General features: G+C 68.8%; 24 protein-coding genes. 15 read left to right on the forward strand and 9 right to left on the reverse strand.

Features of this window, described 5'->3' with window-relative positions; translation table 11 throughout:
- Position 1: 1 nt before the first annotated feature.
- Both HQ308_RS19660 and HQ308_RS19665 read right to left on the reverse strand, forming a co-directional pair.
- On the reverse strand, positions 2-1,126 hold the full coding sequence (locus tag HQ308_RS19660; protein WP_027506684.1) for an ArsA family ATPase: 1,125 nt from the start codon (positions 1,124-1,126) through the stop codon (positions 2-4).
- Positions 1,123-2,169: an ArsA-related P-loop ATPase gene (locus tag HQ308_RS19665; protein ID WP_307109624.1), complete on the reverse strand. Its 1,047-nt coding sequence runs from the start codon at positions 2,167-2,169 to the stop codon at positions 1,123-1,125. The genes HQ308_RS19660 and HQ308_RS19665 overlap by 4 nt, the downstream gene beginning before the upstream one ends.
- Positions 2,170-2,210: 41 nt before the next feature.
- Between HQ308_RS19665 and HQ308_RS19670 the strand changes: the two genes are divergently transcribed.
- Both HQ308_RS19670 and HQ308_RS19675 read left to right on the forward strand, forming a co-directional pair.
- Complete coding sequence (locus tag HQ308_RS19670; RefSeq protein WP_197027831.1) at positions 2,211-2,375, forward strand: hypothetical protein; 165 nt, start codon at positions 2,211-2,213, stop codon at positions 2,373-2,375.
- 1 nt (position 2,376) lies between these two features.
- Positions 2,377-2,838, forward strand: coding sequence for a RidA family protein (locus tag HQ308_RS19675; RefSeq protein WP_027506685.1), 462 nt, complete (start codon positions 2,377-2,379; stop codon positions 2,836-2,838).
- 10 nt (positions 2,839-2,848) lie between these two features.
- Here the strand turns inward: HQ308_RS19675 and HQ308_RS19680 are convergent, their stop codons facing one another.
- The gene (locus tag HQ308_RS19680; protein ID WP_222647565.1) at positions 2,849-3,733 is read right to left on the reverse strand and encodes a Gfo/Idh/MocA family protein; all 885 of its coding nucleotides are present in this window, start codon (positions 3,731-3,733) and stop codon (positions 2,849-2,851) included.
- A 62-nt stretch (positions 3,734-3,795) separates the two neighbouring features.
- Here HQ308_RS19680 and HQ308_RS19685 point away from each other — a divergent pair, with 62 nt between their 5' ends.
- Positions 3,796-4,596 carry an MBL fold metallo-hydrolase gene (locus tag HQ308_RS19685; protein WP_056443358.1) on the forward strand — a complete coding sequence of 267 codons (801 nt, stop codon included), beginning with the start codon at positions 3,796-3,798 and terminating at the stop codon, positions 4,594-4,596.
- On the opposite strand, the gene HQ308_RS19690 is transcribed toward HQ308_RS19685, so the two are convergent.
- On the reverse strand, positions 4,593-5,267 hold the full coding sequence (locus tag HQ308_RS19690; protein ID WP_027506688.1) for a Crp/Fnr family transcriptional regulator: 675 nt from the start codon (positions 5,265-5,267) through the stop codon (positions 4,593-4,595). The genes HQ308_RS19685 and HQ308_RS19690 overlap by 4 nt on opposite strands.
- Positions 5,268-5,417: 150 nt before the next feature.
- Complete coding sequence (locus tag HQ308_RS19695; protein WP_027506689.1) at positions 5,418-5,690, reverse strand: hypothetical protein; 273 nt, start codon at positions 5,688-5,690, stop codon at positions 5,418-5,420.
- A gap of 184 nt (positions 5,691-5,874) precedes the next feature.
- Between HQ308_RS19695 and nth the strand changes: the two genes are divergently transcribed.
- From nth to HQ308_RS19725, 6 genes are all read left to right on the forward strand, one after another.
- Positions 5,875-6,561 carry an endonuclease III gene (gene nth, locus HQ308_RS19700; protein ID WP_081821412.1) on the forward strand — a complete coding sequence of 229 codons (687 nt, stop codon included), beginning with the start codon at positions 5,875-5,877 and terminating at the stop codon, positions 6,559-6,561.
- Positions 6,558-7,223: a TlpA disulfide reductase family protein gene (locus HQ308_RS19705; protein ID WP_222647566.1), complete on the forward strand. Its 666-nt coding sequence runs from the start codon at positions 6,558-6,560 to the stop codon at positions 7,221-7,223. The genes nth and HQ308_RS19705 overlap by 4 nt, the downstream gene beginning before the upstream one ends.
- Positions 7,220-7,915 carry a CoA pyrophosphatase gene (locus HQ308_RS19710; RefSeq protein ID WP_374107175.1) on the forward strand — a complete coding sequence of 232 codons (696 nt, stop codon included), beginning with the start codon at positions 7,220-7,222 and terminating at the stop codon, positions 7,913-7,915. Before HQ308_RS19705 ends, HQ308_RS19710 begins: the two co-directional genes overlap by 4 nt.
- Positions 7,912-9,102 (forward strand): MarP family serine protease, encoded by a 1,191-nt coding sequence (locus HQ308_RS19715; RefSeq protein ID WP_222647567.1) that lies wholly within the window; start codon positions 7,912-7,914, stop codon positions 9,100-9,102. Before HQ308_RS19710 ends, HQ308_RS19715 begins: the two co-directional genes overlap by 4 nt.
- Before the next feature lie 245 nt (positions 9,103-9,347).
- Positions 9,348-10,481, forward strand: a complete 1,134-nt coding sequence (locus HQ308_RS23030) for a GGDEF domain-containing protein (RefSeq protein ID WP_222647568.1) — start codon at positions 9,348-9,350, stop codon at positions 10,479-10,481.
- 16 nt (positions 10,482-10,497) lie between these two features.
- A complete protein-coding gene (locus HQ308_RS19725) occupies positions 10,498-11,523 on the forward strand; it encodes an Rv1355c family protein (RefSeq protein ID WP_222647569.1) in 1,026 nt (341 codons plus the stop codon).
- Here the strand turns inward: HQ308_RS19725 and HQ308_RS19730 are convergent.
- On the reverse strand, positions 11,511-12,485 hold the full coding sequence (locus tag HQ308_RS19730) for an alpha/beta hydrolase (RefSeq protein WP_222638941.1): 975 nt from the start codon (positions 12,483-12,485) through the stop codon (positions 11,511-11,513). The two genes, HQ308_RS19725 and HQ308_RS19730, sit on opposite strands and share 13 nt — an antisense overlap.
- Positions 12,486-12,509: 24 nt before the next feature.
- Complete coding sequence (locus HQ308_RS19735) at positions 12,510-13,040, reverse strand: phage holin family protein (protein ID WP_056443376.1); 531 nt, start codon at positions 13,038-13,040, stop codon at positions 12,510-12,512.
- Between the two features lie 356 nt (positions 13,041-13,396).
- Here HQ308_RS19735 and HQ308_RS19740 point away from each other — a divergent pair, with 356 nt between their 5' ends.
- Complete coding sequence (locus HQ308_RS19740; protein WP_222647594.1) at positions 13,397-14,689, forward strand: MFS transporter; 1,293 nt, start codon at positions 13,397-13,399, stop codon at positions 14,687-14,689.
- A gap of 69 nt (positions 14,690-14,758) precedes the next feature.
- Here HQ308_RS19740 and acs read toward each other — a convergent pair whose 3' ends face one another.
- Complete coding sequence (gene acs / locus HQ308_RS19745; RefSeq protein WP_222633336.1) at positions 14,759-16,726, reverse strand: acetate--CoA ligase; 1,968 nt, start codon at positions 16,724-16,726, stop codon at positions 14,759-14,761.
- Between the two features lie 429 nt (positions 16,727-17,155).
- On the opposite strand from acs, the gene HQ308_RS19750 reads away from it, so the two are divergent.
- From HQ308_RS19750 to HQ308_RS19770, 5 genes are all read left to right on the forward strand, one after another.
- The gene (locus tag HQ308_RS19750; RefSeq protein WP_027506698.1) at positions 17,156-18,772 is read left to right on the forward strand and encodes an ABC transporter substrate-binding protein; all 1,617 of its coding nucleotides are present in this window, start codon (positions 17,156-17,158) and stop codon (positions 18,770-18,772) included.
- A gap of 86 nt (positions 18,773-18,858) precedes the next feature.
- Complete coding sequence (locus HQ308_RS19755; RefSeq protein ID WP_027506699.1) at positions 18,859-19,782, forward strand: ABC transporter permease; 924 nt, start codon at positions 18,859-18,861, stop codon at positions 19,780-19,782.
- A gap of 5 nt (positions 19,783-19,787) precedes the next feature.
- The gene (locus HQ308_RS19760; protein ID WP_051613564.1) at positions 19,788-20,714 is read left to right on the forward strand and encodes an ABC transporter permease; all 927 of its coding nucleotides are present in this window, start codon (positions 19,788-19,790) and stop codon (positions 20,712-20,714) included.
- A gap of 5 nt (positions 20,715-20,719) precedes the next feature.
- Positions 20,720-22,408 (forward strand): ABC transporter ATP-binding protein, encoded by a 1,689-nt coding sequence (locus HQ308_RS19765; RefSeq protein WP_261770335.1) that lies wholly within the window; start codon positions 20,720-20,722, stop codon positions 22,406-22,408.
- 21 nt (positions 22,409-22,429) lie between these two features.
- A complete protein-coding gene (locus tag HQ308_RS19770; protein WP_056443385.1) occupies positions 22,430-23,182 on the forward strand; it encodes a hypothetical protein in 753 nt (250 codons plus the stop codon).
- Positions 23,183-23,558: 376 nt separating this feature from the next.
- On the opposite strand, the gene HQ308_RS19775 is transcribed toward HQ308_RS19770, so the two are convergent.
- The gene (locus tag HQ308_RS19775; RefSeq protein ID WP_222633337.1) at positions 23,559-24,374 is read right to left on the reverse strand and encodes an HAD-IB family hydrolase; all 816 of its coding nucleotides are present in this window, start codon (positions 24,372-24,374) and stop codon (positions 23,559-23,561) included.
- Positions 24,375-24,488 lie beyond the last annotated feature (114 nt).

The raw sequence follows: 24,488 nt of genomic DNA on the forward strand, positions 1-24,488 counted from the left end.
CTCAGGCGGTGCCGGTCAGCTGATCGGCGACGGCACGCAGTGCGTCGAGATCGGACACCTCGAACGGCAGCGAGGGCACCCCCACGACGGGAACACGGGGGTGAGCGGCGGTGAAACGACGCAGCAGTCCGATCTCGCGCTTCGCGGTGACGGCCCGATGCGCGTGCACACGAAGCACTCCCGCGGCCAGAGCGGCATCGGGGGTGCCTTCGGCGTCCAACTGGTCGGCGGCCGTGACGGCGTGGTCGGACGGCAGCGAACTCAGCGTCGGGTGCGTGCGGTTGAGCACCAGTCCGGCCAACGGCATGCCGTCCTCGGACAGGCGGGTGACGAAGAAGGATGCCTCCCGCAGCGCGTCGGGCTCCGCGGCCGCGACGACGACGAAATGGGTTCCGTCCTGACGCAGCAGGTCGTACGTGTGGCGCGCACGTTCGCGGAAGCCACCGAACATCGAGTCCAGCGACTGCACGAAAGCGGAAGCGTCGGAGAGCATCTGGCTGCCGACGATGGACGAGACGCCGCGCATCGCGAGACCCACGGCGCCGGTGACCACTCGGCCCAGCCCGCGACCCGGGGCCATCAGCAGCTTGATCATGCGACCGTCGAGGAACGACCCCAGACGCTGTGGGGCGTCGAGGAAGTCCAGCGCGTTGCGCGACGGCGGCGTGTCCACGACCACGAGATCCCAGTCACCGCTGGCGGCGAGCTGCCCCAGCTTCTCCATCGCCATGTACTCCTGCGTCCCCGAGAAGGACGACGCCACAGTCTGATAGAAGGAATTGTTCAGGATCTGCCGGGCCTTTTCCGGCGTCGAGTGCTCCATCACCATCTCGTCGAACGTCCGACGCATATTGAGCATCATCGCGTGCAGTTCGCCGGTGGCGCCGGGCCCGAGGGCGACCGGCTGCGGAGTGTTGTCCAGCTCGCCGACGCCGAGAGCCTGGGCCAGGCGCCGTGCGGGATCGATCGTCAGCACGACTACCCGGCGCCCGTTCTCGGCTGCCCGCAACGCCATCGACGCCGCGGTGGTGGTCTTGCCGACACCGCCGGAGCCGCAGCACACGACGATCCGCGACGACGGATCGGTCAGGATGGACCCGATGTCGAGAGTGGGAACGGTGCTCATCGCACTCCCTGTTCCGTGAGGTGGTGGGCGAGCTCGTACAGTCCGCCGAGGTCCATGCCGTCGGCCAGAGCCGGGAGCGTCAGGCGCGGCACCGCGAGGTCACCGAGACGCTGTTCGCTCTCGCGCTGGGCCGCGAGCCTCGACGCGTGCTCGATGGACTCGGTCAGCAGGCCGGCGAAGTCGTCCTCCGACAGCGTGATTCCGGCATCGGCGAGTTTCTTCTCGATCGCGGCGGCGTCGAGGTTCCCGGAGGCCGCCTCGGCGAGCGCCTCCGCCGGAAGGAACGACTCCTCGGTGCGGTTGACGACCACGGTGCCCAGTCGGAGATCGGCCGCTGCGAGTTCCGCAGCAGCATCGGCGGTCTCCTGCACCGGCAGCGCCTCGAGCAGCGTCACCAGGTGCACCAGTGTCTGCTCGGAGTGGAGCAGCTTCACCACACCCTCGCTCTGCGATCGCACCGGGCCGGTCTTGGCGAGGTCGCGCATCGCCGTCGTCACGTCCAGGAAGCTCCCGATCCGCCCCGTCGGCGGCGAGTCGACGACGATCTCGTCGTAGAGCAGGCGACCGTTCTTCTCGGTGCGGACCGCACGCTCCTTCACCTTGCCGGTGAGGAGCACGTCGCGCAGACCGGGGGCGATGGTGGTGGCGAACTCGATGGCTCCCACCCGCCGCATCGCCCGGCCGGCGAAGCCGAGGTTGTAGAACATGTCGAGGTACTCGAGGAACGCGGTCTCGATGTCGATGGCCAGCGCGTACACCTCACCACCGCCGTCGGCGGAGGCCACCTTGGTGTCCACCGGGCTCAGCGGGGGGACGTCGAAGAGCTGGGCGATGCCCTGGCGTCCCTCGACCTCGACCAGCAGAACCTTGCGCCCACCTGCGGCGAGGGCCAGGGCGAGCGCGGCGGCGACGGTGCTCTTGCCCGTCCCACCCTTGCCCGAGACGAAGTGCAGTCGAGCGCGGTCCGCTTCGGGCGGCCATCCTCGCTCCGCCTGGGGGGACGATCCGGTGGGGTGCGACGTCGCACCTGCTGTCTCCGACACGTCCTCGACCTTACTGACCCGGTGCGCTATAGGCTCCTGCCATGAGCGCATCGACGACGTGGGAATACTTCACCGCACCCCTGCTGATCCACAACACCAAGGCCATCCTCGACAACTTCGGTGCCGACGGCTGGGAGCTGGTCACGGTCATGCCGGGCCCCACCGGCGAGAACCTGGTCGCCTACTTCAAGCGCCCGAAGAGCTGACATGGGTGTGACGGAGAAGCTGGCCGAGCTCGGGCTGACCCTTCCGCCCGTCGTGCCGCCGGTCGCGTCCTATGTTCCCGCGGTGCGGTCGGGAGACCACGTCTTCACCTCGGGTCAGCTGCCCATGGTGGACGGCGCGCTGACCGCCACCGGCAAGGTCGGGGCCGAGGTGTCGGCCGAGGACGCGACCGCCGCCGCCCGCGTCTGTGCGTTGAACGCACTGGCCGCGATCGACGCGCTGGTCGGCATCGACTCCGTGGTCCGCATCGTCAAGGTCGTCGGATTCGTCGCGTCGGCTCCGGGATTCACCGGTCAGCCCGGCGTGATCAACGGTGCGTCGAACCTGCTCGGTGAGCTGTTCGGCGACGCCGGCATCCACGCTCGGTCGGCTGTCGGAGTCGCCGAGCTGCCCCTGGGCGCAGCCGTCGAGGTGGAGATGATCGTCGAGGTCGCACCCGCCTGACGGGTGCGCGTCACCGACCGCTCGCCACGAGGGTCCGGCACTGCTCGATGACGCGCTGCAGAGCGAGTCCGCGATGTGCCGAGCACTCGTGGCGGGTGCCGGTCCGGATGGACTCCAGGAACTCGTCGAGCAGTACCGCGTAACACCGGTCGGGTGGCGTGGTGCGGTCCGACAACTCGACCAGGCCGCCCGGTCCGCTCGCGCCGACCCGCAGCACCGACGGGCGCACAGGCGTCCGCATGGACAGCGTCACCAGGCTCGTCCGGACTCCGGCGGTGCTCCCGTGCTGCAGAGCCAGCGACCACGTGTCGGACGCGTCGTCACGCCTCGCCCACGCCACGGACTCGACCGGTCCGAGCACCTCCATCGCGAGATCGAGAACGTGCGGGCCGACGTCCATGAGGGCGCCGCCCTCCTGCCGCCACGTCGAGCCGGCGTACTCGCCGCCGAGCAGGGCGCCGGACAGCCAGGTCGCCGTCACGGTCGCGACCTCCGTGTCGCGCACGGCGTCGAGGAATGCTCGGGTCTCGGGTGCGAAGCGACGCGTCAGCGTGACCATCGACGAGACCCCGGCCTCGTCGATCGCGGCCACGAGACTGGCCGCATCCGCCGCAGAACCGGCGATCGGCTTGTCCAACAACACATGTCGACCCGCGGCAGCCGCCCGACGGGCGAGATCGAACTGCACCTCGGGGGGTACCGCGAACGCGACGGCGTCGACGGAGTCGATCAGTGCATCGACGTCGTCGACGTACGGCACCTCGGGAGCCGTCTGTGCCGCGGCGTCGGGACGGCGGGCCCAGATGCCGGCGAACTCGATGTCGGGATGCGCGGTGAGTGCGGGTGCCGCGGCCTGACGAGCCCAGGGTCCGGCACCGATCAGACCGATTCTCATGGTGCGAGCCTAGGTTCTGTCCCGGTCGGCACCGAACCTGCGTCGGCTGGCACAGTGGTCGCATGGCGGAGAAGGATCCCACGGCATCGGAGAAGCACCCCGCGTACGGACGGCTGCGGCGCGTGACGTCGACCGCGTCCGTCCTCCTGGCCGAGAACCCCGGGAAGATGACGCTGGACGGCACGAACACGTGGATTCTGCGAGCCCCGGGGCACGAGCAGTGCATCGTGGTCGATCCGGGCCCGCGCTCCCGGTCGCACGTCGACCGCATCGCGGCGCAGGGACGCGTCGCGCTGATCCTGATCACCCACCGCCATCACGATCACACCGGCGGTATCGCCCGACTGCACCGGTCGACGTCCGCGCCGGTGCGCGCGGTCACGTCCACGTACCTCCGAGGTGACGCCGCGCCGCTGGTGGACGGCGAGGTGATCGCGGCCGCCGGGGTGGAACTCACCGTCGCGGCGACACCGGGCCACACCGCCGATTCCGTCAGCCTGGTCCTCGACGACGCGGTGCTGACCGGGGACACCATCCTCGGTGCCGGATCGACCGTCCTGGACGGGAAGGACGGGGATCTCGGTGACTACCTGGCCTCACTCGACCGACTGGAGCAACTCGGTGAGGGACGCGTCGCGCTGCCCGGCCACGGGCCGGACCAGCCCGACACCGCGGTGCTCGCCCGCGCCTACCGGGCCCATCGCGAACAGAGACTCGACCAGGTGCGGGCAGCGCTCGACGTCCTCGGACCCGACGCCACCCCTCTGAAGGTGGTGCGTCACGTCTACGCGGACGTCGACAAGAAGCTGTGGCCCGCGGCGCGGATGTCGGTCAAGGCCCAGCTGACGTATCTGCGCGGTTAGCGTGCGCGCCGGGCGAGTCGCTCGGAGTCGGAGATGAGCACGCTCTTGCCCTCGAGGCGGAGCCAGCCGCGGTGCGCGAAGTCGGCGAGCGCCTTGTTCACGGTCTCGCGAGAGGCGCCGACGAGCTGAGCGATCTCCTCCTGCGTGAGGTCGTGGACGACGCGCAGCGAGCCGGCCTCCTGGGTGCCGAAACGCTGTGCGAGCTGCAGCAGTGCCTTGGCGACGCGGCCGGGAACATCGGTGAAGATGAGGTCGGCCAGGCTGTTGTTGGTACGACGCAACCGGCGGGCGAGCACCCGGAGCAGCTGCTCGGCGATCTCGGGGCGCTGATCGATCCAGGCCTTCAGGGCGTCGCGATCCATGCTCACCGCGCGCACCTCGGTGACCGTGGTGGCGGTGGAGGTGCGGGGGCCGGGATCGAAGATCGAGAGCTCACCGAACATGTCGGACGGACCCATGATGGTCAGGAGGTTCTCGCGACCGTCGGGGGAGCGGCGGCCGAGCTTCACCTTGCCGCTGACGATGATGTACAGCCGATCGCCGGGCTCACCCTCGTTGAAGACCACGTGGCCACGCGGGAAATCGACCGGTTGCAGCTGCTTGGTCAGCGCCGACACCGCAGACGGCTCGACCCCCTGGAAGATGCCGGCTCGTGCCAGTACCTCGTCCACGTGTACTCCCTTGCCCTGAAAGATCGGCAGATCTACGAATGTGTCGTCTTCATGTGTCCGGTCGGAGTCTACGTCGCCGGGCGGCCACAGGAGTGATCACAGCCACCCTCGACGCGTCGGCGTCGGACCGGGGGCCGTGTCGGCGGGTGCTCAGCTGGCGCGGCGTGCCCTGTCGTCGAGAAGAGCGACGTCCTCCTCCATGACGTCGCCACCGCGGCGACGTCGGGTGCGGAACCGTGCGAGGGCGTTCGGGAAGCCTTCCGCGGCCAGGGTGGCGACCTCGGCGGAACTGGCGGCGTCCAGGAATTCCTGAACCTCCTGCTCGCGGACTCCTGCGCGGTTCAGCCGCGCCTCGAAGCGCTCCATGGCGAGGGCGAACAGCATCAGCAAGACCGGGAACAGAACCACAGCGAGTGCTTGCATACCGAGGAGTAAACACTGTCGACGTCTCGAAAAGAACACGGCGGGGTCACCGGTGCGGACACGACCGGAGCGTGCTGTCGGGGGCGTTCCGTAGAGTCGTGGCGTGCAGAAATCAGCCGCCGGTCCCTCTCACGTGGGCAAACGAGACGAGTCCGCCCTCGCGCTCACGCGCCGGGCACGCCGGATGAATCGCGACCTCGGCGTGGTCTTTCCGCACGTCTACTGCGAGTTGGACTTCACCACCCCGCTCGAGCTCGCGGTGGCCACCATCCTCTCCGCGCAGTGCACCGACAAGAGGGTCAACGAGACCACGCCGGCACTCTTCGCGAAGTACCGGTCGGCGCGCGACTACGCGGAGGCCGACCGGACGGAGCTCGAGGAGTACATCCGGTCCACCGGCTTCTACCGCAACAAGGCCAACTCCCTCATCGGGCTGGGCCGCGAGCTCCTCGAGCGGTACGACGGTGAGGTTCCCGCCTCGCTGAAGGAGCTGGTGACGCTGCCCGGTATCGGGCGCAAGACGGCCAACGTGGTCCTCGGCAATGCGTTCGACATTCCCGGCATCACCGTCGACACCCACTTCGGCCGACTCGTCCGCCGCTGGGCCTGGACCGAGGAGGAGGATCCGGTCAAGGTCGAGCACGCCATCGGTGCGCTGATCCCGCGCAAGGAGTGGACGATCCTGTCCCACCGCGTGATCTTCCACGGCCGCCGCGTGTGCCATTCGCGGACGCCGGCGTGCGGTGTCTGCCTGCTGGCGAAGGACTGCCCGTCGTACGGGCTGGGGCCGACCGACCCCGTCAAGGCCGCGGCATTGGTGAAGGGGCCGGAGACGGACCACATCCTCGCCCTGGCCGGCATCGAGACGTGAGCAGGTCGTCCGCGGCGAGGTGGAGCCTGGCCGCGCTCGTGGTGGTCGTCGCCCTCATCGTCGCCATCTGGCCGCGCGGGGACGATCCGACGGGACCGGCGAGCTTCGCCGACTACCGCGACACTTTCGGCGCGGCGCCCACCGACGACGCGACGGACACGGAGCTGGCCCCCCTGCGCACCGAGGCCGCGCTCGCCGCGTGCCCCGTGCCGGCGGCCGGCGCCCCGGCGCCCGCCGGCCCACTGGCGGGTCTGCGCACCACCTGCCTGGCCGACGGAGCGCCGGTCGATCTCGGTGCGGCCGTCGCCGGCACACCGACTCTGCTCAACCTGTGGGCCTACTGGTGCGGCCCGTGCGCGGAGGAACTGCCGTATCTGCAGCAGTACGCCGAGCGTGCGGGCGGTGCCGTTACCGTGGTGACGGTGCACGAGGATCCCCGCCAGGGCAACGCCCTGACCCGACTGGCCGACTACGGCGTCCGACTACCCGGCGTGCAGGATCCGTCCGCTGCCGTCGCCGCTGCCGTCGGAGCTCCGGCCGTGTTGCCCGTCAGCGTGCTGCTCGCCGCCGACGGATCCGTCGCCGCGGTTCTCCCGCAGCCGTTCGGCTCCGTCGACGAGATCGCGGACGCCGTGCGCACCCACCTCGGAGTCTCGGCGTGACGGATCCCGCGGGCACGCCGCCGTGGCTGTCCCGTCTGGCCGCCGTGCACACCGTGCGCGACGACGCGAGCAACCCGGTGATCGCCCGCCACGCACCGGACGGGGCGACGGGCAGACCGGCCGCGGTGCTGGTGCTCTTCGGCGGGCGGCCCGACGCGGCGGAGTTGCCCACCGACGCCACCGTGCTCCTGACCCAACGCGCGTCCTCGCTGCGGCAACATCGCGGTCAGGTCGCCTTTCCCGGCGGCGCAGCCGATCCCGGCGACGACGGACCCGTCGGCACCGCTCTGCGGGAGGCGCAGGAGGAGACCGGGGTGGACCCGGACGGCGTGGAGCCGCTCACGGTGCTCGACTCCATCTTCGTGCCCCCGTCGGGCTTCGAGGTGACACCGGTGATCGCGTACTGGCGCGTCCCGAGCGAGGTGTCCGTCGTGGACACCGCCGAGACGGAGCGTGTCGTCGCCGTGCCGCTCACCGATCTTCTCGATCCGGTCAACAGATTCGTGGTGCGCCACCCCCTCGGTTATCGGGGCCCGGCGTTCGCAGTGGGAGGAATGCTCGTGTGGGGTTTCACGGCCGGGGTGCTGTCCGGCGTCCTCGAGACGGCGGGCTGGGGTGCCCCCTGGGACACCGAGGACGTCCGGGACCTCGAGACGTCGCTCGCCGCCGTCGGTGAGGAGTTGCACCCGTGACGGGATCGACCTGGCTCGACATCGGTGTGGCACTGGTGGCGTTGCTCGCCGCGTCGTCGGGGTGGCGGCAGGGCGCGGTCGCGTCCGCCTTCGCCTTCTTCGGTGTCGTCCTCGGTGCCGTCGCCGGCATCCTGCTCGCACCGCGCGTCCTCGACCACGTCGAGGAGGGTCGGATGCGCGTGCTCGTCGGCGTCGCCCTCATCGTCGTCATGGTGATCGTCGGCGAGATCGCGGGCATGGTGTTGGGACGAGCGTTGCGCAGCGGGATCCACAGCCCGGCGGCGCGCTCGGTGGACAGCGTCATCGGTGCCGGTCTGCAGGCGGTGGCCGTGCTCGTCGCGGCCTGGTTGCTGGCCGTCCCGCTCACCGCGGCGTCGCAACCGCAGATCGCCGCGGCCGTGCGCGGATCGTCGATCCTCGGCGCCGTGGACGACGTGGCGCCCGAGTGGGTCCGCGAGATCCCCAACGAGTTCTCGGCTCTGCTCGACACGTCGGGTCTCCCCGACGTCATCGGCCCCTTCGGCCGCACTCCCGTGGCCGAGGTCGGTCCGCCGGATCCCAGCGTGCTGGCGTCGCCGATCGCGGCGGACCTCCAGGACAGCGTGCTGCGGATCCGCGGTATCGCCGAGAGCTGCCAGAAGGCGCTCGAGGGCTCCGGTTTCGTCATCGGGCCGGGCCGTGTCATCACCAACGCGCACGTCGTCGCCGGCACCTCGTCGGTGGCCGTCGACACCGCGGACGGCCCGCTCGACGCGGAGGTCGTCCTGTTCGATCCCGCCGTCGACATCGCGGTGCTGAACGTGCCGGATCTGACCGCCGACGTCCTGCCGTTCGCGGCGGGGCGCGCGGAATCGGGAACCGACGCGGTGGTGCTCGGGTACCCCGGCGGTGGCCCGTACACGGCGTCGTCCGCGCGGGTGCGCGAGACACTGAACCTCACCGGGCCGAACATCTACCGCACCGGGACGGTGGACCGGGAGGTCTACACCGTGCGCGGATCGATCCGTCAGGGCAATTCCGGCGGACCGCTGGTGGCCACCGACGGCACGGTTCTCGGCGTCGTCTTCGGCGCCGCCGTCGACAACTCCGATACCGGATTCGTGTTGACCGCAGCAGAAGTCGCCGACGAGGTGGCAACGGGGCTGCAGAACGGGCAACCTGCCGGTACGGGATCCTGCGTCGGGTGAGGATGCATCGGCTGTCACGCCGAGGAGCGCCCGCACCGCGTACCGTGATCACGAAGGTGGCGAGGAGACGACGTACTCCGCGTCCCCGGCTCGACGGGGGGAGCATCGATGGGGGTACGTCGACGCCGTGACGTGGTGATCACGACACGGGTTGTTCGAGGGGCGCGCGACGTGTGTCCGATTGGTCCGACGGTTCCCGGGGGATCATCCGACGGTCTGCGGCGCGCGGACACGGGATGTGACGGGTGACGGCGACGACGGGAGACGAGGCGAGGATGGGCCGCCGCGGCGGTCGGCAGCTGACGGCGGCCGGCAACTACTTCGACACGCGGTCGAAGGCGGTCATGGCAAGTGCCTCGGGGGCGCTGCCCCTGCTCGTCATCGCGATTCTCCAGCCCACGTTCCTGCGGCCGGGCACGCTACCGCTCCTGGCCGTCATCGTCGCGTTCACCGTGGTCACCGTGGGCATCACCCTGCGTGCCGGTCGTCTGTCCGACCGGCAGTTCACGGTGCTGGGGTCGGGTGGCATGGTCGGCGTCGCCATCTCCGCCTATCTGATCGCCGATCCGTCGGGGTCGCGCGCGGTCACGGCGATGCTGGCCGTCGTGCCCGCCATCGCGGCGTCCGGATCGCCGCCCAAGGTCACGATCTCGCTCACCGGCGCCGCGGTGATCATGGCGACGGCACTGAGCATCAACGGCTCCGAGGGCGCGGTGCGATTCGTCGCGGCCGGCGCCGCGGTCACCACCGTGGTGGTGCCGGCGGTGTTGATCGCCACCATGCGCAGCTCGCTCGAATCGGTGACAGCCCGCCTCGAGACCCTGGCGAACACCGATCCGCTCACCGGCCTGCTCAACCGCCGCGGCATGTTGCCGCGGGTGAGCGCCATGCTCGCGGAGGCATCGGAGAAGTCCGACGCCATCGTCGTCTCGCTCGTCGACGTCGATCACTTCAAGTCCGTCAACGACACTCGCGGTCACGCGGCCGGTGACGTCGTGCTCACCACGGTCGCCGAGGCGATCGCCGCCTACGTTCCCGAGGACGCGGTGGTCGCCCGGCTGGGCGGGGAGGAGTTCCTGGTGCTCGGCCTCAGCAAGTCCGTCGCGGGGCTCGAGGAGAAGGTGCTCGAGAGCGTCCGCTCCGCGTGCGACGTCACCGTCAGCATCGGAGTGGCGCAGGCGAACGTGGTGTTCGACGAGAGGGGCGGCAACGACGTCGAGGCCACCCTCGACCGACTGACCTACGCGGCCGACCGCGCGCTGTACGCGGCAAAGACGGCGGGCCGCGATCGAGTGGCATTCGCGATGGAGGACGTCGTCCGGTGGTCACCGACCCTGACGCCGGTGCAGCGCCGCGACAAGACGGAACCCCTCCCGTGACGGCAGAGGAGTGAGCATGAGCGAGCACCGCGTCCTGGATCCGACCGACCTCGGCGATCACGAGGTTCTCGATCGACTGATGTCCGAGATCGGGGACCACGCGATCCTGGACACCACCGCCGAGCAGCTCCAGTCGCTCGACGCACTGCTGCCCACTCCGTCGTCCGAGCTGCTGGACGAGCCGACCCGGTGGGTGCACTACCCCTGGCGTCGCTCGCTCGTGCGGGTGCTCGGTCCGCGCGGGTTCCGGTTGCTGCGCCTGGACCGGAACCGCAACAAGATCACCGTGGACGAGCAGAATGCAGCGCGGCGCCTGCGCGTCGGCGTCGTGGGTCTGAGCGTCGGCCACGCGGTGGCGCACACCCTCGCTCTCGAAGGGCTGTGCGGCGAGCTCCGGTTGGCCGACTTCGACGATCTGGACCTGTCGAACCTCAACCGTGTGCCCGCGTCGGTGTTCGACCTCGGCGTCAACAAGGCGGTGCTGGCGGCTCGCCGCATCGCCGAACTGGATCCGTACCTCGAGGTGACGACGTTCCCGACCGGGATCGACGAGGCGACCACGGACGCCTTTCTCGCCGACCTCGACATCGTCGTCGAGGAGTGCGACTCGATCGACGCGAAGGTGTTGGTGCGGCAGGAGTGCCGTCGCCGCGGGATTCCCGTGATCATGGAGACCAGCGACGGGGGCGTGCTCGACATCGAGCGCTTCGACCTCGAGCCCGACCGACCGTACTTCCACGGTTTGCTCGGCGACGTCGACGCCGCGGCGGTCGCGGGGATGACGCCGCGGGAGAAGGCGCCACTGGCGGGGCGCATCCTCGAGATGGAGCGCATCACGCCGCGCATGGCGGCATCGTTGCCGGACATCGGTACGACGTTGTCGACGTGGCCGCAGTTGGGGAGTGACGTGGCGCTGGGCGGCGCGTCGGTGGCCGCTGTGGTGCGGTTGTTCGGGCGCGGGACACCGCCTCCGTCGGGACGCGTCCGTGTCGGTCTCGAGGCGATCATCGAGAGCACCCTCGTCGACCCCTACAGGGGCTGACCGCTCGCTCGAAGATGGCGCAGGAGAACGTCGGTGACCTCGTCCGGGCGTTCCTGGTGCACGTAGTGCCCCGATCCCGTCACGCGATGCTCCACGAGCTGCGGTGCCCAGTGGGAGTCGCGGCGCGCCGTTGTCGGCAGGACGTACGGGTCGGCAGATCCCAGGATCTGCAGCGCCGGTAGATCGACGGTCCGGTCGATCGCGGCGCGGAAGCGGCGACCGTCGGAACGGAACTGGCTGCGGAACGCCCAGCGCTGATACTCCAACGTGCTGTGTGCGACACCGGGGATGCGGACGGCCGACCGCATCCTCGACACGACGTCGCCGAACTCCGTGGACGACTGCCACTGCGCGGACGACCGGGCACGGACGAGTCGCTCCACCTCGGCACCGTCGTCGGCGACGAGCGTCTTTTCGGGTGCGAGCGGAACCTGGTAGCGCAGGAACGACGGCAGCAGCGCCGCGCGTTGCGCCGAGTCCCGGATCGCGGCCCGTCGCAACGAGATCGGATGCGGTGAGGCGAGCAGCGAGATCGAGCGAACAGCGCGAGGGTGCAGCGCTGCGGTCGCCCAGCACACGAGTCCGCCGTCGGCGTGCCCGACGAGATCCGCCTCGGAGTGTCCGAGCGCGCGAACGAGGCCGGAGATGTCACCGGCGAGGGTCCAGCCGTCGTAGCCGCGAGGCGGCTTGTCGCTGTCGCCGTAGCCCCGCAGATCCACTGCCACGGCGTGATAGCCGGCGGCGCCGAGAGCGGTCAGCTGGTGGCGCCACGACCACCAGAGGTCGGCGAAGCCGTGGACGAGAACGACCAGCGGCGCCGGCCGACTCGGATCAGGGCGTCCCGGGTCGGCGGACGCCGAGGTGTCCGCCTCGGCGATGTGGAACCGGATGCCGTTGGCGCGGATGTCGCGGTGCTGCCACGGGCCGGGATATCGGACGGTCGACGGGTCGGGTGCGGCCACTGTCGTCGGTACGCGGGCGCGGTGTCAGCGCGAGAGCGGGGCGCGCACGTCGAGCGCGTCCAGCTGCTTCTTCGGCGATGCGCCGTCGCCCTGGCCCGGCAGCACCGAGGAGGCCGCCTTCAGCGAGTCGATGGTCTTCTCGGGCTTGCGCAGCTTCTTCACCCGGAGGTAGCCGAGGAACGCGAGCAGCGCCGTGATGACCACCATGATCAGGAAGACGATGAGGAACGCGAGCCACCGCGTGACCCACACGTTGAGCAGCTCGGCGAGGAAGAAGAAGAAGAAGAACGAGCTGAAGATCAGGACCGCGAGCGCGAGGATGAAGAGGACGCTGCCCTGCAGTCCCTTCTTGATCTCGCCGGTCACCTCGGCCTTGGCCAGTTCGACCTCGGCGCGGACCAACGTGGAGACCTGTGTCGTCGCGTCCTTGACCAGGGTGCCGATGCTGGCCGTGGCGGGGTTGCTGCGACTGTCGACGTCCGTCAGCGGGATCGAGGAGATACTGGCCGGAGCGGTCGTCCGACCGCTCGTGTCGGTGCCTCGGCTGCTGCTCACGTGCAAGTCCCTTCGAAGATGTTCGTCGCGCTCGACAGTGATCGTCCGGCGATACCGGCCAACCTTATGTCCTTACCCGTTCGGGGCTCACACTATCGCCGCCGGACGGGGCCGGCCCCGCCGGACGTCGGTCCCCGCGTGGTGAGCACTCACGAACCGAGTGGCCGGTATCGGCCCTCACGTCACGATGCGTCGGGTAACTTCCTGCTGACGAACCCGCCTCCCAACAGGAGAAACCCGTGACAAGCACTTCCGCGGACCGCGTTCCGAACCCCGACGGTTCGAACATCGCCGGTCCGGACTCCGATCTCGATGCAGTGGACGGCGTACCTCGCAGTCGCATCGTGATCGCCTCGATGGTCGGAACCTCCATCGAGTTCTTCGACTTCTACATCTATGCCACCGCCGCCGTCCTCGTCTTCCCCCGGCTGTTCTTCCCCGCGGGCAACGACACGACGGCCCTGCTCGCGTCGTTCGCGACGTTCGGCCTCGCCTTCGTCGCGCGGCCCATCGGTTCGGTGCTGTTCGGACACTTCGGTGACCGCATCGGCCGGAAGGCGACCCTGGTGGGGTCCCTGCTCACCATGGGCATCGCGACCTTCCTCATCGGACTGCTGCCGACGTACGACAGCGTGGGCATCATCGCCCCGATGTTGTTGGCGCTCATGCGTTTCACGCAGGGTGTCGGCCTGGGCGGCGAGTGGTCGGGCGCTGCACTGCTCGCCACCGAGACCGCGAAGGAGGGCAAGCGGGCCTGGGCCGCGATGTGGCCGCAGCTCGGTGCCCCTATCGGCTTCCTGATGGCCAACGGGATCTTCCTCATCCTGACGTTGTCGATGGACTACGACTCCAAGACGTCCGGATCGGACCACGCCTTCCTCACGTGGGGATGGCGTGTGCCCTTCCTGCTGAGCGCGATCATGGTGATCATCGGCCTCTACGTGCGACTCAAGCTCGAGGAGACACCGGTGTTCAAGCGCGCCGTGGCCAACGGCCAGCGCGTCAAGACGCCGGTGGCGGAGGTCTTCAAGACCAGCTGGCGTCCGCTGATCCTCGGCACGTTCGTCATGCTCGCGACGTACACGCTGTTCTACGTCATGACGACGTGGGTGGTCAGCTACGGCACCGGCAAGGTGGTCGATCACAGCGGTGTCGCCGTGACCATCGCCTACACGGACTTCCTGGGCCTGCAGCTCATCTCGGTGTTGTTCTTCGCCGCGTTCGTCCCGGTCTCCGGCTGGCTCGCGGATCGGTTCGGCCGCCGCATCACACTGATCGTCATCACCACCGCGATCATCCTGTTCGGCCTGTCGTTCAAGTGGTTCGCTGCTCCCGAGTCCGCCACCGAGAGCCGCATGTTGCTGTTCATGTGCGTCGGCCTGGCGCTGATGGGTCTGACCTTCGGACCGATGAGTGCTGTTCTGCCGGAGCTGTTCCCGACCAACGTGCGCTACACCGGATCGGGTATCTCCTACAACACGGCCAGCATCCTGGGAGCTGCCGTGGCGCCGTTCATCGCGACCTGGCTGGTGAACTCCTACGGCGTCGCGTGGGTGGGCGTGTACCTGGCCGTCGCCGCGGCACTGACGCTGTTCGCACTCGTCGTCATGAAGGAGACGCGCGGACGCGATCTCGACACAGTGTCCTGACGGACTGCCGACAGCAGAGAGGGGCTCGTGCACTCGGTGCACGAGCCCCTCTCTCTGCGTGACGCGTGGTTACTTCTGGCCGGCCTTGGCGATCGCGTCGAAGACGGCGGGATCGACGAGGGTCGAGGTGTCGCCCAGATCCCGGCCCTCGGCGACGTCGCGGAGCAGGCGGCGCATGATCTTTCCGCTGCGCGTCTTGGGGAGCTCCGGGACCACCGTGATCTGTCGCGGCTTGGCGATCGGCGAGATCTCCTTCGACACCTGAGCCTTCAGCTCGGTGATCAGCGCGTCGCCGGTGTTCTCGATGCCCTCGCGCAGGATGACGAAGGCGACGATGCCCTGGCCGGTGGTCTCGTCCGCCGCGCCCACGACGGCTGCCTCGGCGACACCGGGGTGGGTCACCAGAGCCGACTCCACCTCGGAGGTGGAGATGCGGTGACCGGAGACGTTCATGACGTCGTCGACGCGTCCGAGGACCCAGAGGTCGCCGTCGTCGTCGAAGCGCGCACCGTCACCGGCGAAGTACCAACCCTCGGTGGCGTAGCGGGACCAGTAGGTGTCCTTGTAGCGCTCCATGTCGCCCCAGATGCCACGCAGCATCGACGGCCACGGCTCGTCGAGTACGAGGTACCCGTTGCCGCCGGGCCCGAGCATCTTCGCGTCGTCGTCCACGATGGCGGCCGAGATGCCGGGGAGCGGTGTCTGGGCCGATCCTGGCTTGGTGGCGGTGACGCCGGGCAGTGGCGAGACCATGATCGCGCCGGTCTCGGTCTGCCACCAGGTGTCGACGATCGGGGCGCTGCCGGCGCCGATGACGTCGCGGAACCAGCGCCACGCCTCGGGGTTGATGGGTTCGCCGACGCTGCCGAGCAGGCGGATCGAGGAGAGGTCGTGTGCGTCGGGGATCTGTCGTCCCCACTTCATGAACGTGCGCACGAGCGTGGGCGCCGTGTAGTAGATGGTGACGCCGTACTTCTCGACGATGTTCCAGTGCCGGTGCTCGTCGGGAGAGTTGGGCGTGCCCTCGTAGACCACCTGCGTGGCGCCGTTGGCCAGCGGGCCGTAGACGATGTAGCTGTGCCCGGTGACCCAGCCGATGTCGGCCGTGCACCAGTAGACGTCCTTGCCCTGCTTGTGGTCGAAGACGTAGTGGTGCGTGTAGGCGGTCTGCGTCAGGTAGCCGCCGGAGGTGTGGATGATGCCCTTCGGCTTACCCGTGGTTCCCGAGGTGTAGAGGATGAAGAGTGGGTGCTCGGAGTCGAACGCCTGCGCCTCGTGCTCGGGGGAGGCGGACCCGACGGTGTCGTGCCACCAGAGGTCGCGGCCCTCGGTCCACTGCACGTCGATGTCGGTGCGCTTGACCACCAGGACGTGCTCGATCGACGCGGCGCCGTCCACGGCCTCGTCGACCGAGTCCTTGAGCGGCGCGGCCTTGCCGCGGCGCCACTGGCCGTCGGTGGTGACGACGAGCTTGGCCTCGGCGTCGTCGATGCGCGAGCGCAGTGCGGAGGACGAGAAGCCTGCGAAGACGACGCTGTGGGTCAGTCCGAGGCGGGCGCACGCGAGCATCGAGACGATGGCCTCGGGGACCATGGGCATGTAGATGGCGACGCGGTCACCCGAGACGAGCCCGAGATCGGTGAAGGCGTTCGCGGCGCGGCTGACCTCGGCGAGGAGGTCGGAGTAGGTGATCTCGCGGCTGTCCCCGGGCTCGCCCTCCCAGTGGATCGCCACCTGGTCGCCGCGGCCCTCGACCACGTGCCGGTCGACGCAGTTGTAGGCGACGTTCAGTTCACCGCCGACGAACCACTTCGCGACGGGGGCGTCCGACCAGTCGAGCACCTGCTCGAACGGCGTGTGCCAGTGCAACCGGTTCGCCTGCTCGGCCCAGAACGCGAGGCGATCGTCCTTCGCCGCCTGGTAGAGCTCGGATCCGGCGTTGGCCTGCGCGACGAAGTCGTCACTCGGGGGATAGGACACCGGGTGCTCCGATTCCGTGTCCCTGGTCGCGCCGTCGTCGGTCACGGTCTCGGTCATCGTGGTACCTGGCCCCTCTCGGAAGAACTGGTGTCTCGGTTCGGTGTGTCGCGACTGTGAGGGTAGTCACGTGTGACCGGCGCCGCACCGTTGCAGAGGGCTGCGACCCGGGACGTGCGGCGAGAGGTGCGTTCTGCGCGACGGGCGGTGTGCAGCAGCGATGGATGGTGATGAGACACGAAAATCGTCTCTCATCAGGCTGTCTGACCGGTGAGGTCCAGTCCTGTCAGGTTACGTCCGTATTTCGGGGCGGACCCGGGTCGTTCCGATTTCGGGGGAGTGCACGACAGACCTTTGTGAGTGTGTCTAAAGTCAAGCAAATATCCGGGTCACGCCGGTCATCGCCCGTGGCCCACCCGACACCCGCGGACCACCCGCGGACGGTGCGTGCAGTCGACCCTGTTCGTGCCGGATTCGATGGAGGACATGTTGAGAGTCAAGAAGACGATCGCGGTGGTCTCGGTGGCCATCGCCGCCGTGGGCATGCTCGCGGCGTGTGGTGGCGGGGGTGGGTCCTCGAGCGCCGAGGGCACCTACAGCCTGTACATCGGCCAGCCCGAGAACCCGCTCGTTCCCGGTAACACCACCGAGAGTGAGGGCAACCAGGTCCTCAAGGCCCTGTTCACGCCGTTGGTGAACTACAACGACGAGAGCAGCGAGGTCGAGTACACCGGCGTCGCCGAGTCGGTCGAGTCCGACGACCAGCAGAACTGGACGATCAAGCTCAAGCCGGACTGGACGTTCCACGACGGCACGCCCGTCGACGCGAAGTCCTACGTCGATGCGTGGAACTACACCGCGCTGAGCACCAACGCCTTCGGTGCCTCGTACTTCTTCGAGAACGTCCAGGGCTACGACGATCTGCAGGCCGCCGAGGGCGCTGAGCCCACCGCGACCACGATGACCGGCCTCGAGGCCGTGGACGACACCACGATTCGCGTGGCTCTGAAGGAGCCCTTCGCGATCTACCCGGTGACCCTGGGCTACAGCGCGTTCTCGCCGCTGCCCGAGGCGTTCTTCACCGATCCCGACGCCTTCGGACGTCGCCCGATCGGTAACGGCCCGTTCAAGGCCGACGAGGACTTCGTCGAGGGCCAGGGCATCACCCTGACCAAGTACGACGACTACAAGGGTGAGAACCCGGCACAGTCGCAGGGCGTGCAGTTCAAGGTCTACACGGAGCTGAGCACCGGCTACACCGACGTTCAGGCCGGCGGCCTCGACGTCATGCTGGATCTGCCGCCGGACGCCTGGGCGACCGCACGTGACCAGTTCGGTGACCGGTACGGCGAGCGCGCTCGCCCCGACATCACCTCGCTCGCGTTCCCGACCTACGACCCGCGTTTCTCGGATCCCCGTGTGCGTGAGGCGTTCTCGATGGCGATCGACCGTCAGGCCATCACCGAGGCCATCTTCACCAACACCCGCACGCCGGCCACCTCCTTCGGTTCGCCCGTCGTCGACGGCTACCGGGACGATGCCTGCGGCACCAAGTGCGAGCTGAACGCCGCTCAGGCCAACACGCTGCTCGACCAGGCCGGCTTCGACCGGTCGCAGCCGGTGGAGCTGTGGTTCAACGCCGGTGCGGCACACGACACCTGGATGACCGCCGTGGGCAACCAGCTGCGCACCAACCTCGGAGTCGACTACGTGCTCCGCGGCGATCTGCAGTTCGCGCAGTACCTCCCGCTGCAGGACGCGCAGGGCATGACCGGTCCGTTCCGTTCGGGCTGGATCATGGACTACCCGTCGCTGTACAACTTCCTGTCGCCGGTCTACAGCTCGGCAGCACTGCCGCCGGCGGGCTCGAATGTCAGCTTCTACTCCAACCCGGAGTTCGACGCCGCCCTCTCGCAGGGCAACAACGCGGAGTCGATCGACGCCGCGACGACCGAGTACCAGCGGGCCGAGGACATCCTGTTCCGCGACCTGCCGGCCACTCCGCTCTTCTACGGTCTGAACCAGGCCGTGTGGAGCGAGCGGGTCGACAACGTCAAGATCGACCTGTTCGGTGACATCGAGGTCGCGGACGTCACGGTCAGCTGACCTCTCTCTCGACTCGGTGGGGCGCCGTGCAGACGCAGGGCGCCCCACCGACGCGTGAACCGTGAGACCCCGAAGAGGAGAACCCAGTGGGTCGCTTCATCACGCGCCGATTGCTGTTGACCATCCCGGTCCTGATCGGCGCCTCGTTCCTGATCTTCGCGATGGTGTACGCCCTTCCCGGTGATCCCATCCGCGCGCTCGCGGGCGATCGCCCGCTCGCCCCGGCCGTCGTCGCGCAGTTGCGTGCGCAGTACAACCTCGACGACCCGTTCCTGGTGCAGTACGTCAAGTACGTCGGCGGGCTCCTGCAGGGTGACTTCGGTACCGACTTCGCCGGGCGCCCGGTGCTCGACACCATCTCCCAGCGTCTTCCGGTGACGGTGCGGCTGACCATCGTGGCCATCGTCTTCGAGGCCGTCATCGGCATCGCGGCCGGTGTGCTCTCCGGTCTGCGCCGCAACTCCTTCTTCGACAACCTCGTGCTGGTGTCGACGACGCTGCTGGTGTCGGTTCCCGTGTTCGTCTTCGGCTTCGTCGCCCAGTACCTCTTCGGCTACAAGTTCGACCTGTTCCCCATCGCGGGTATCAACGACGGGTGGTACAGCTACCTGCTGCCCGGCCTGGTCCTGGCGTCGCTGTCCATGGCGTACGTCGCGCGTCTCACGCGGTCCGCGGTGTCGGAGGCCATGGCGGCGGACTACATCCGCACCGCCCGCGCCAAGGGCGTGGGGTACCGGCGCATCGTCCTGCGTCACGCACTGCGCAACAGCATGATTCCCGTCGTGACGTTCATCGGCGCGGACATCGGTGCGTTGCTGGGCGGCGCCATCGTCACCGAGTCGGTGTTCAACCTGCCGGGCCTCGGACGCGCGATCTTCGACGCCGTGCAGCGTCAGGAAGGCGCGGTGGTCGTCGGCATCGTCACGCTGATGGTCTTCTTCTACATCTTCTTCAACCTCGTCGTGGACGTGCTCTACGCGCTCCTCGATCCCCGAATTCGATACGAGTAGGCGCTATGACCAACGATGCACAGCATGTCGCCGCCGAGGGCGAGCCGGGCAACGTCGTGACCGGTGAGGCACAGGAGCTGGTCGGCCAGGCGAGCCTGTGGGGTAACGCGTGGAAGAAGCTGCGGCGCAGCGTTTTCTTCTGGTTCGGTGCCGTCATCACCGCGGTGCTAGTCCTGATGGCCGTGGTGCCCCAGCTGTTCGCTCGCGGGATCGATCCGCGCGCCTGCGACCTGTCGGACACCCGGCTCTCGCCGAGCTCCGAGCACTGGTTCGGAACGGACCTGCAGGGATGTGACTACTACGCCAACGTCATCTACGGCGCCCGCATCTCGCTGACCATCGGACTGCTCGCCGTCATCGGCGTGCTGATCATCGGCGTCCTGATCGGCGCGCTCGCCGGGTACTTCGGTGGCGTGCTCGACAGCCTGCTCGCCCGCTTCACCGACATCTTCTTCGGCATCCCGCTCCTGCTCGGCGCGCTGGTCCTGCTCACCGTCACCAGTGAGCGGACCGTCACCACGGTGGCGCTGGCCCTCATCGCCTTCGGGTGGATGACGGCCATGCGACTGGTCCGCTCGTCGGTCATCTCGATCAAGCAGAGCGAGTACGTGCAGGCCGCACAGGCACTGGGCGCGAGTACGTTCCGCATCCTGGTCCGCCACATCCTGCCCAACGCCCTCGCACCCGTGCTCGTGTACGCGACCATCGCCGTCGGCACGTTCATCGCGGCCGAGGCCACGCTGTCCTACCTGGGTATCGGGCTGCAGTTGCCGGCGATCTCGTGGGGCCTGCAGATCAACCTCGGCCAGAACTACATCTCCACCTCGCCGCACCTGGTGCTCTTCCCCGCCGGGTTCCTGTCGGTGACCGTGCTGGCCTTCATCCTCATGGGCGATGCGCTGCGAGATGCGCTCGACCCGAAACGGAGCTGACGGACATGAGTGACGACAAGACCGGCCCGATTCTCGGAGTCTCGGATCTGACGATCGACTTCGAAGTCGACAAGACTTGGCGCACCGCCGTGCGCGACGTCTCGTTCGACCTCGCTCGCGGCGAGATCCTCGCCATCGTCGGCGAATCGGGCTCGGGTAAGTCCACCACCGCCATGGCGGTGCCCGGCCTGCTGGCCGACAACGCCCGCGTGAGCGGCAGCATCACGCTCAACGGTCGCGAACTGATCGGCCTGAAGGAACGTGAGCTGAACTCGGTGCGCGGCAAGGACATCGCCGTGATCTTCCAGGAGCCGATGACGGCTCTGAACCCCGTCTACACCATCGGGTGGCAGATCACCGAGGCCATCCGCGCGCACAGCGAGCTCAGCAAGGCGCAGGCCAAGGACCGTGTCATCGAGCTGCTGCGGCTCGTCGAGATGCCGGAGCCGGAGAAGCGCGTCAAGTACTACCCCCACCAGTTGTCCGGTGGCCAGCGCCAGCGCGCGATGATCGCCCAGGCGTTGGCATCCGAGCCGTCCGTGCTCATCGCGGACGAGCCGACCACGGCACTCGACGTGACCGTGCAGGCCGAGATCCTGCAGCTCATGCGCGACCTCCGCGGTCGGGTCGACGCGGCGATCCTGCTCATCACCCACGACATGGGCGTGGTCGCCGACATGGCCGACCGCATCCTCGTCATGCGCGGTGGCGACATCGTCGAGCAGGGCACCTCCGGCGACATCTTCCATCGTCCCGATCACGCCTACACCCGCGAACTCCTGGCCTCCGTGCCCCACCTCGGTTCCCGGACCGGGCAGGCGGGCACCGACGACACCCCCGACGTGCGGTACGCGCTCGAACTCGTCGACGCCGTCATCGAGTACCCGGGTTCGCGTCGCTCCGGTGGCTTCCGCGCGGTCGACGGTGTCAGCCTCACCATCGAGCCGGGCGAGGTGGTCGGTCTGGTCGGTGAGTCCGGATCGGGCAAGTCGACCATCGGCAAGGCAGCCGTCGGCCTGCTCAAGCTGCATTCGGGGTCGTTGTCCATCGCCGGAACGGACATCACGTCGATGTCGACCCGCGACCTGCGTCCGGTGCGCAGCAAGGTCGGCATCGTGTTCCAGGATCCGGGTTCGTCGCTGAACCCGCGGTGGCCCATCGGCCAGTCGATCGGCGAGCCGATGTTGCTGCACACCGAGATGGACCGTGGTCAGCGCAACACCAAGATCGAGGAGTTGCTCGATCAGGTGCACCTGTCGCGGGACATGCGCAACCGCTACCCGCATCAGCTGTCGGGTGGTCAGCGCCAGCGTGTCGGCATCGCCCGCGCCCTGGCTCTCGAACCCACCCTCCTCGTCGCCGACGAGCCGACGTCCGCGCTCGACGTGTCCGTACAGGCCAAGGTGCTCGAGCTCTTCCAGGAGCTGCAGCGGGAGTACGGCTTCGCATGCCTGTTCATCAGCCACGACCTCGCCGTGGTCGAGGTGCTGGCTCGCCGCATCGCCGTCATGAGTGCGGGCAAGCTGGTGGAGTTCGATCGGACCGACACCATCCTGCGCTCGCCGGCCGACCCGTACACGAAGCGGCTGCTCGCCGCGGTGCCCGTTCCCGACCCGGAGCAGCAGGCCGTCCGGCGCCGCGAGCGTGCCGAGTTGATGGCTGCCGAGCGGAACGCCGGATCCACCGCGACGTAGGACCACCGATAGCCTGACCGGATGACCAGCTCAGCCACAGATCCCCTCGGCCCGATCCTGGAGCTCGAGGGGGTGCGCGACGCCGCCGAGCGGGCGCGGAACGCGCTGGGCGAGGTGCACCGGCACAAGGCCAACCGGCGCGGATGGAAGGCGACGGCAGCCGAGGCGGCGGTCCGGGCCGCGCGGGCCTCCGCCGCGATGGAGGGGTCCTCCACGGCGATGCCCGAGGACGGTGAGGCCGCCCCGCCCCTGCTCGCCGGCGCGCTCCGGGTGGCCCAGGCTCTCGACGGCGACTCCCTGCCGATCATGGTGGGCGTCTGGCAACGGGCGCCGCTGCAGGCGCTGGCGAGGCTGCACCTCCTGGCCGCCGCGGACCTGGCGACGACACAGGACGATCTCGGACGACCCCGTGCGGACGCAGCCGACCGCCTCGCGTTCCTGGCGGATCTCGTGACCGGCGCCACGAAGGCGCCCGCCCCGGTGCTGGCCGCCGTGGTGCACGGAGAACTGTTGGCGCTGAAGCCGTTCGGCACGGCCGACGGCATCGTGGCCCGGGCGGCCTCGCGGCTGGTGGCCGTGTCCACGGGCTTCGACCCCCACAATCTCGGTGTCCCGGAGATCAGTTGGGCGAAGCGGCTCGCCGCGTACCGCACCGGCGCCGACGGTTTCGCCCGCGGCACCGAGCAGGGCGTGGGGAGCTGGGTGCTGTTGTGCTGCGGCACCTTCGAGGCCGGAGCAGCCGAGGCGACCACCATCGCGGACAACTCCGTCTGACGCATGAAACGGGCGACGTTGCCGAGTTCTCACCTCGACGACGTCGCCCGTCAGCACGAACGTCGGTTACCAGGCGTGCAGAGTGGGTTGCGGCGGAGCGGACTCCGCGAGGCCTCGGCGGGAAATCGTGCGCCCGGGACTCGTGTCCGCAACCAGTGCGAAGTTCTCATCCCTGATGCGCGACTTTCGCAGGCCCACAACGCTTGTGCCATCATAGCGGCGCGCTACGCGTGGGTACTGATCGGTCGTGCTGGGGAAAGCCCGGCTGGGAGAGCGATCCTTCTCTTCCGGCCCGCTCTTGGCCTTCCGTCTTCCCGTAAGACCATTTGTACTCTGTGACTCGCGCCACAGCAAGGGTTTCGCGAACCCGATCGATTCAGCGTCGCCGACGCAGCAGCGTGTACGTCGCGGCGCCCGCGGCCAGGGCGCCGAACGAGACGGCGGCCATGCCGGCCACCGTGCCCGACGACGGGGCCTGGAACCGGGCGCGCAGCGAGACCGGGTCGGAGAACGTGAGGATCGGCCATCCCCTGGCCGACGCCTCGCGGCGCAGGCCTCGATCCGGGTTCACCGCGGTGGGATGTCCGACCGCGTCGAGCATCGGCAGATCGGTGATCGAGTCCGAGTAGGCGTAGGACCGAGACAGGTCGTATCCCTCGCGCTCGGCCAACTCCTCCATGGCGGTGACCTTGCCGGGCCCGTAGCAGTAGAACGAGAGCTCGCCCGTGTACTTGCCGTCCTCGACGGCCATCCGGGTACCCATGTCGTGGTCCACGCCCAGAGCGTCCGCGATGGGCGCCACGACCTCCTCGCCGGAGGCCGAGACGATGACGACGTCGTGGCCGCGCAGCTTGTGGTCGGCGATGAGGTCGGCAGCCTCGGCGAAGACCAGCGGATCGACGATGTCGTGCAACGTCTCGGCGACGATGGCTCGGACCTGCTCGACGTCCCAGCCGGTACACATGTTGGCGATGTGGATGCGCATCCGTTCCATCTGGTCGTGATCCGCGCCCGACACCAGGAACAGGAACTGCGCGTAGCTGCTCTTGAGCACGCTCCGGCGGTTGATGAGACCCCCGTCGAAGAAGGGCTTGCTGAAGGCCAGCGTCGAGGACTTGGCGATGATCGTCTTGTCCAGATCGAAGAACGCGGCGACGCGGCCGGGGGCGTCCGGGCGGAGGGGTGTGCTCACCCCGTCAGCCTAAGGGTGCCCGGAGGTGGATCGCGGGTCACGGTGTCTCCACCTGCTTCGACGGCGCGACGGACCGACGGTCGTCCGTGTCGGTGCGGGTGGTCGGCGGTGTAA

The organism is Rhodococcus sp. BP-241 (assembly GCF_019836145.1).
Taxonomy (GTDB): domain Bacteria; phylum Actinomycetota; class Actinomycetes; order Mycobacteriales; family Mycobacteriaceae; genus Rhodococcoides.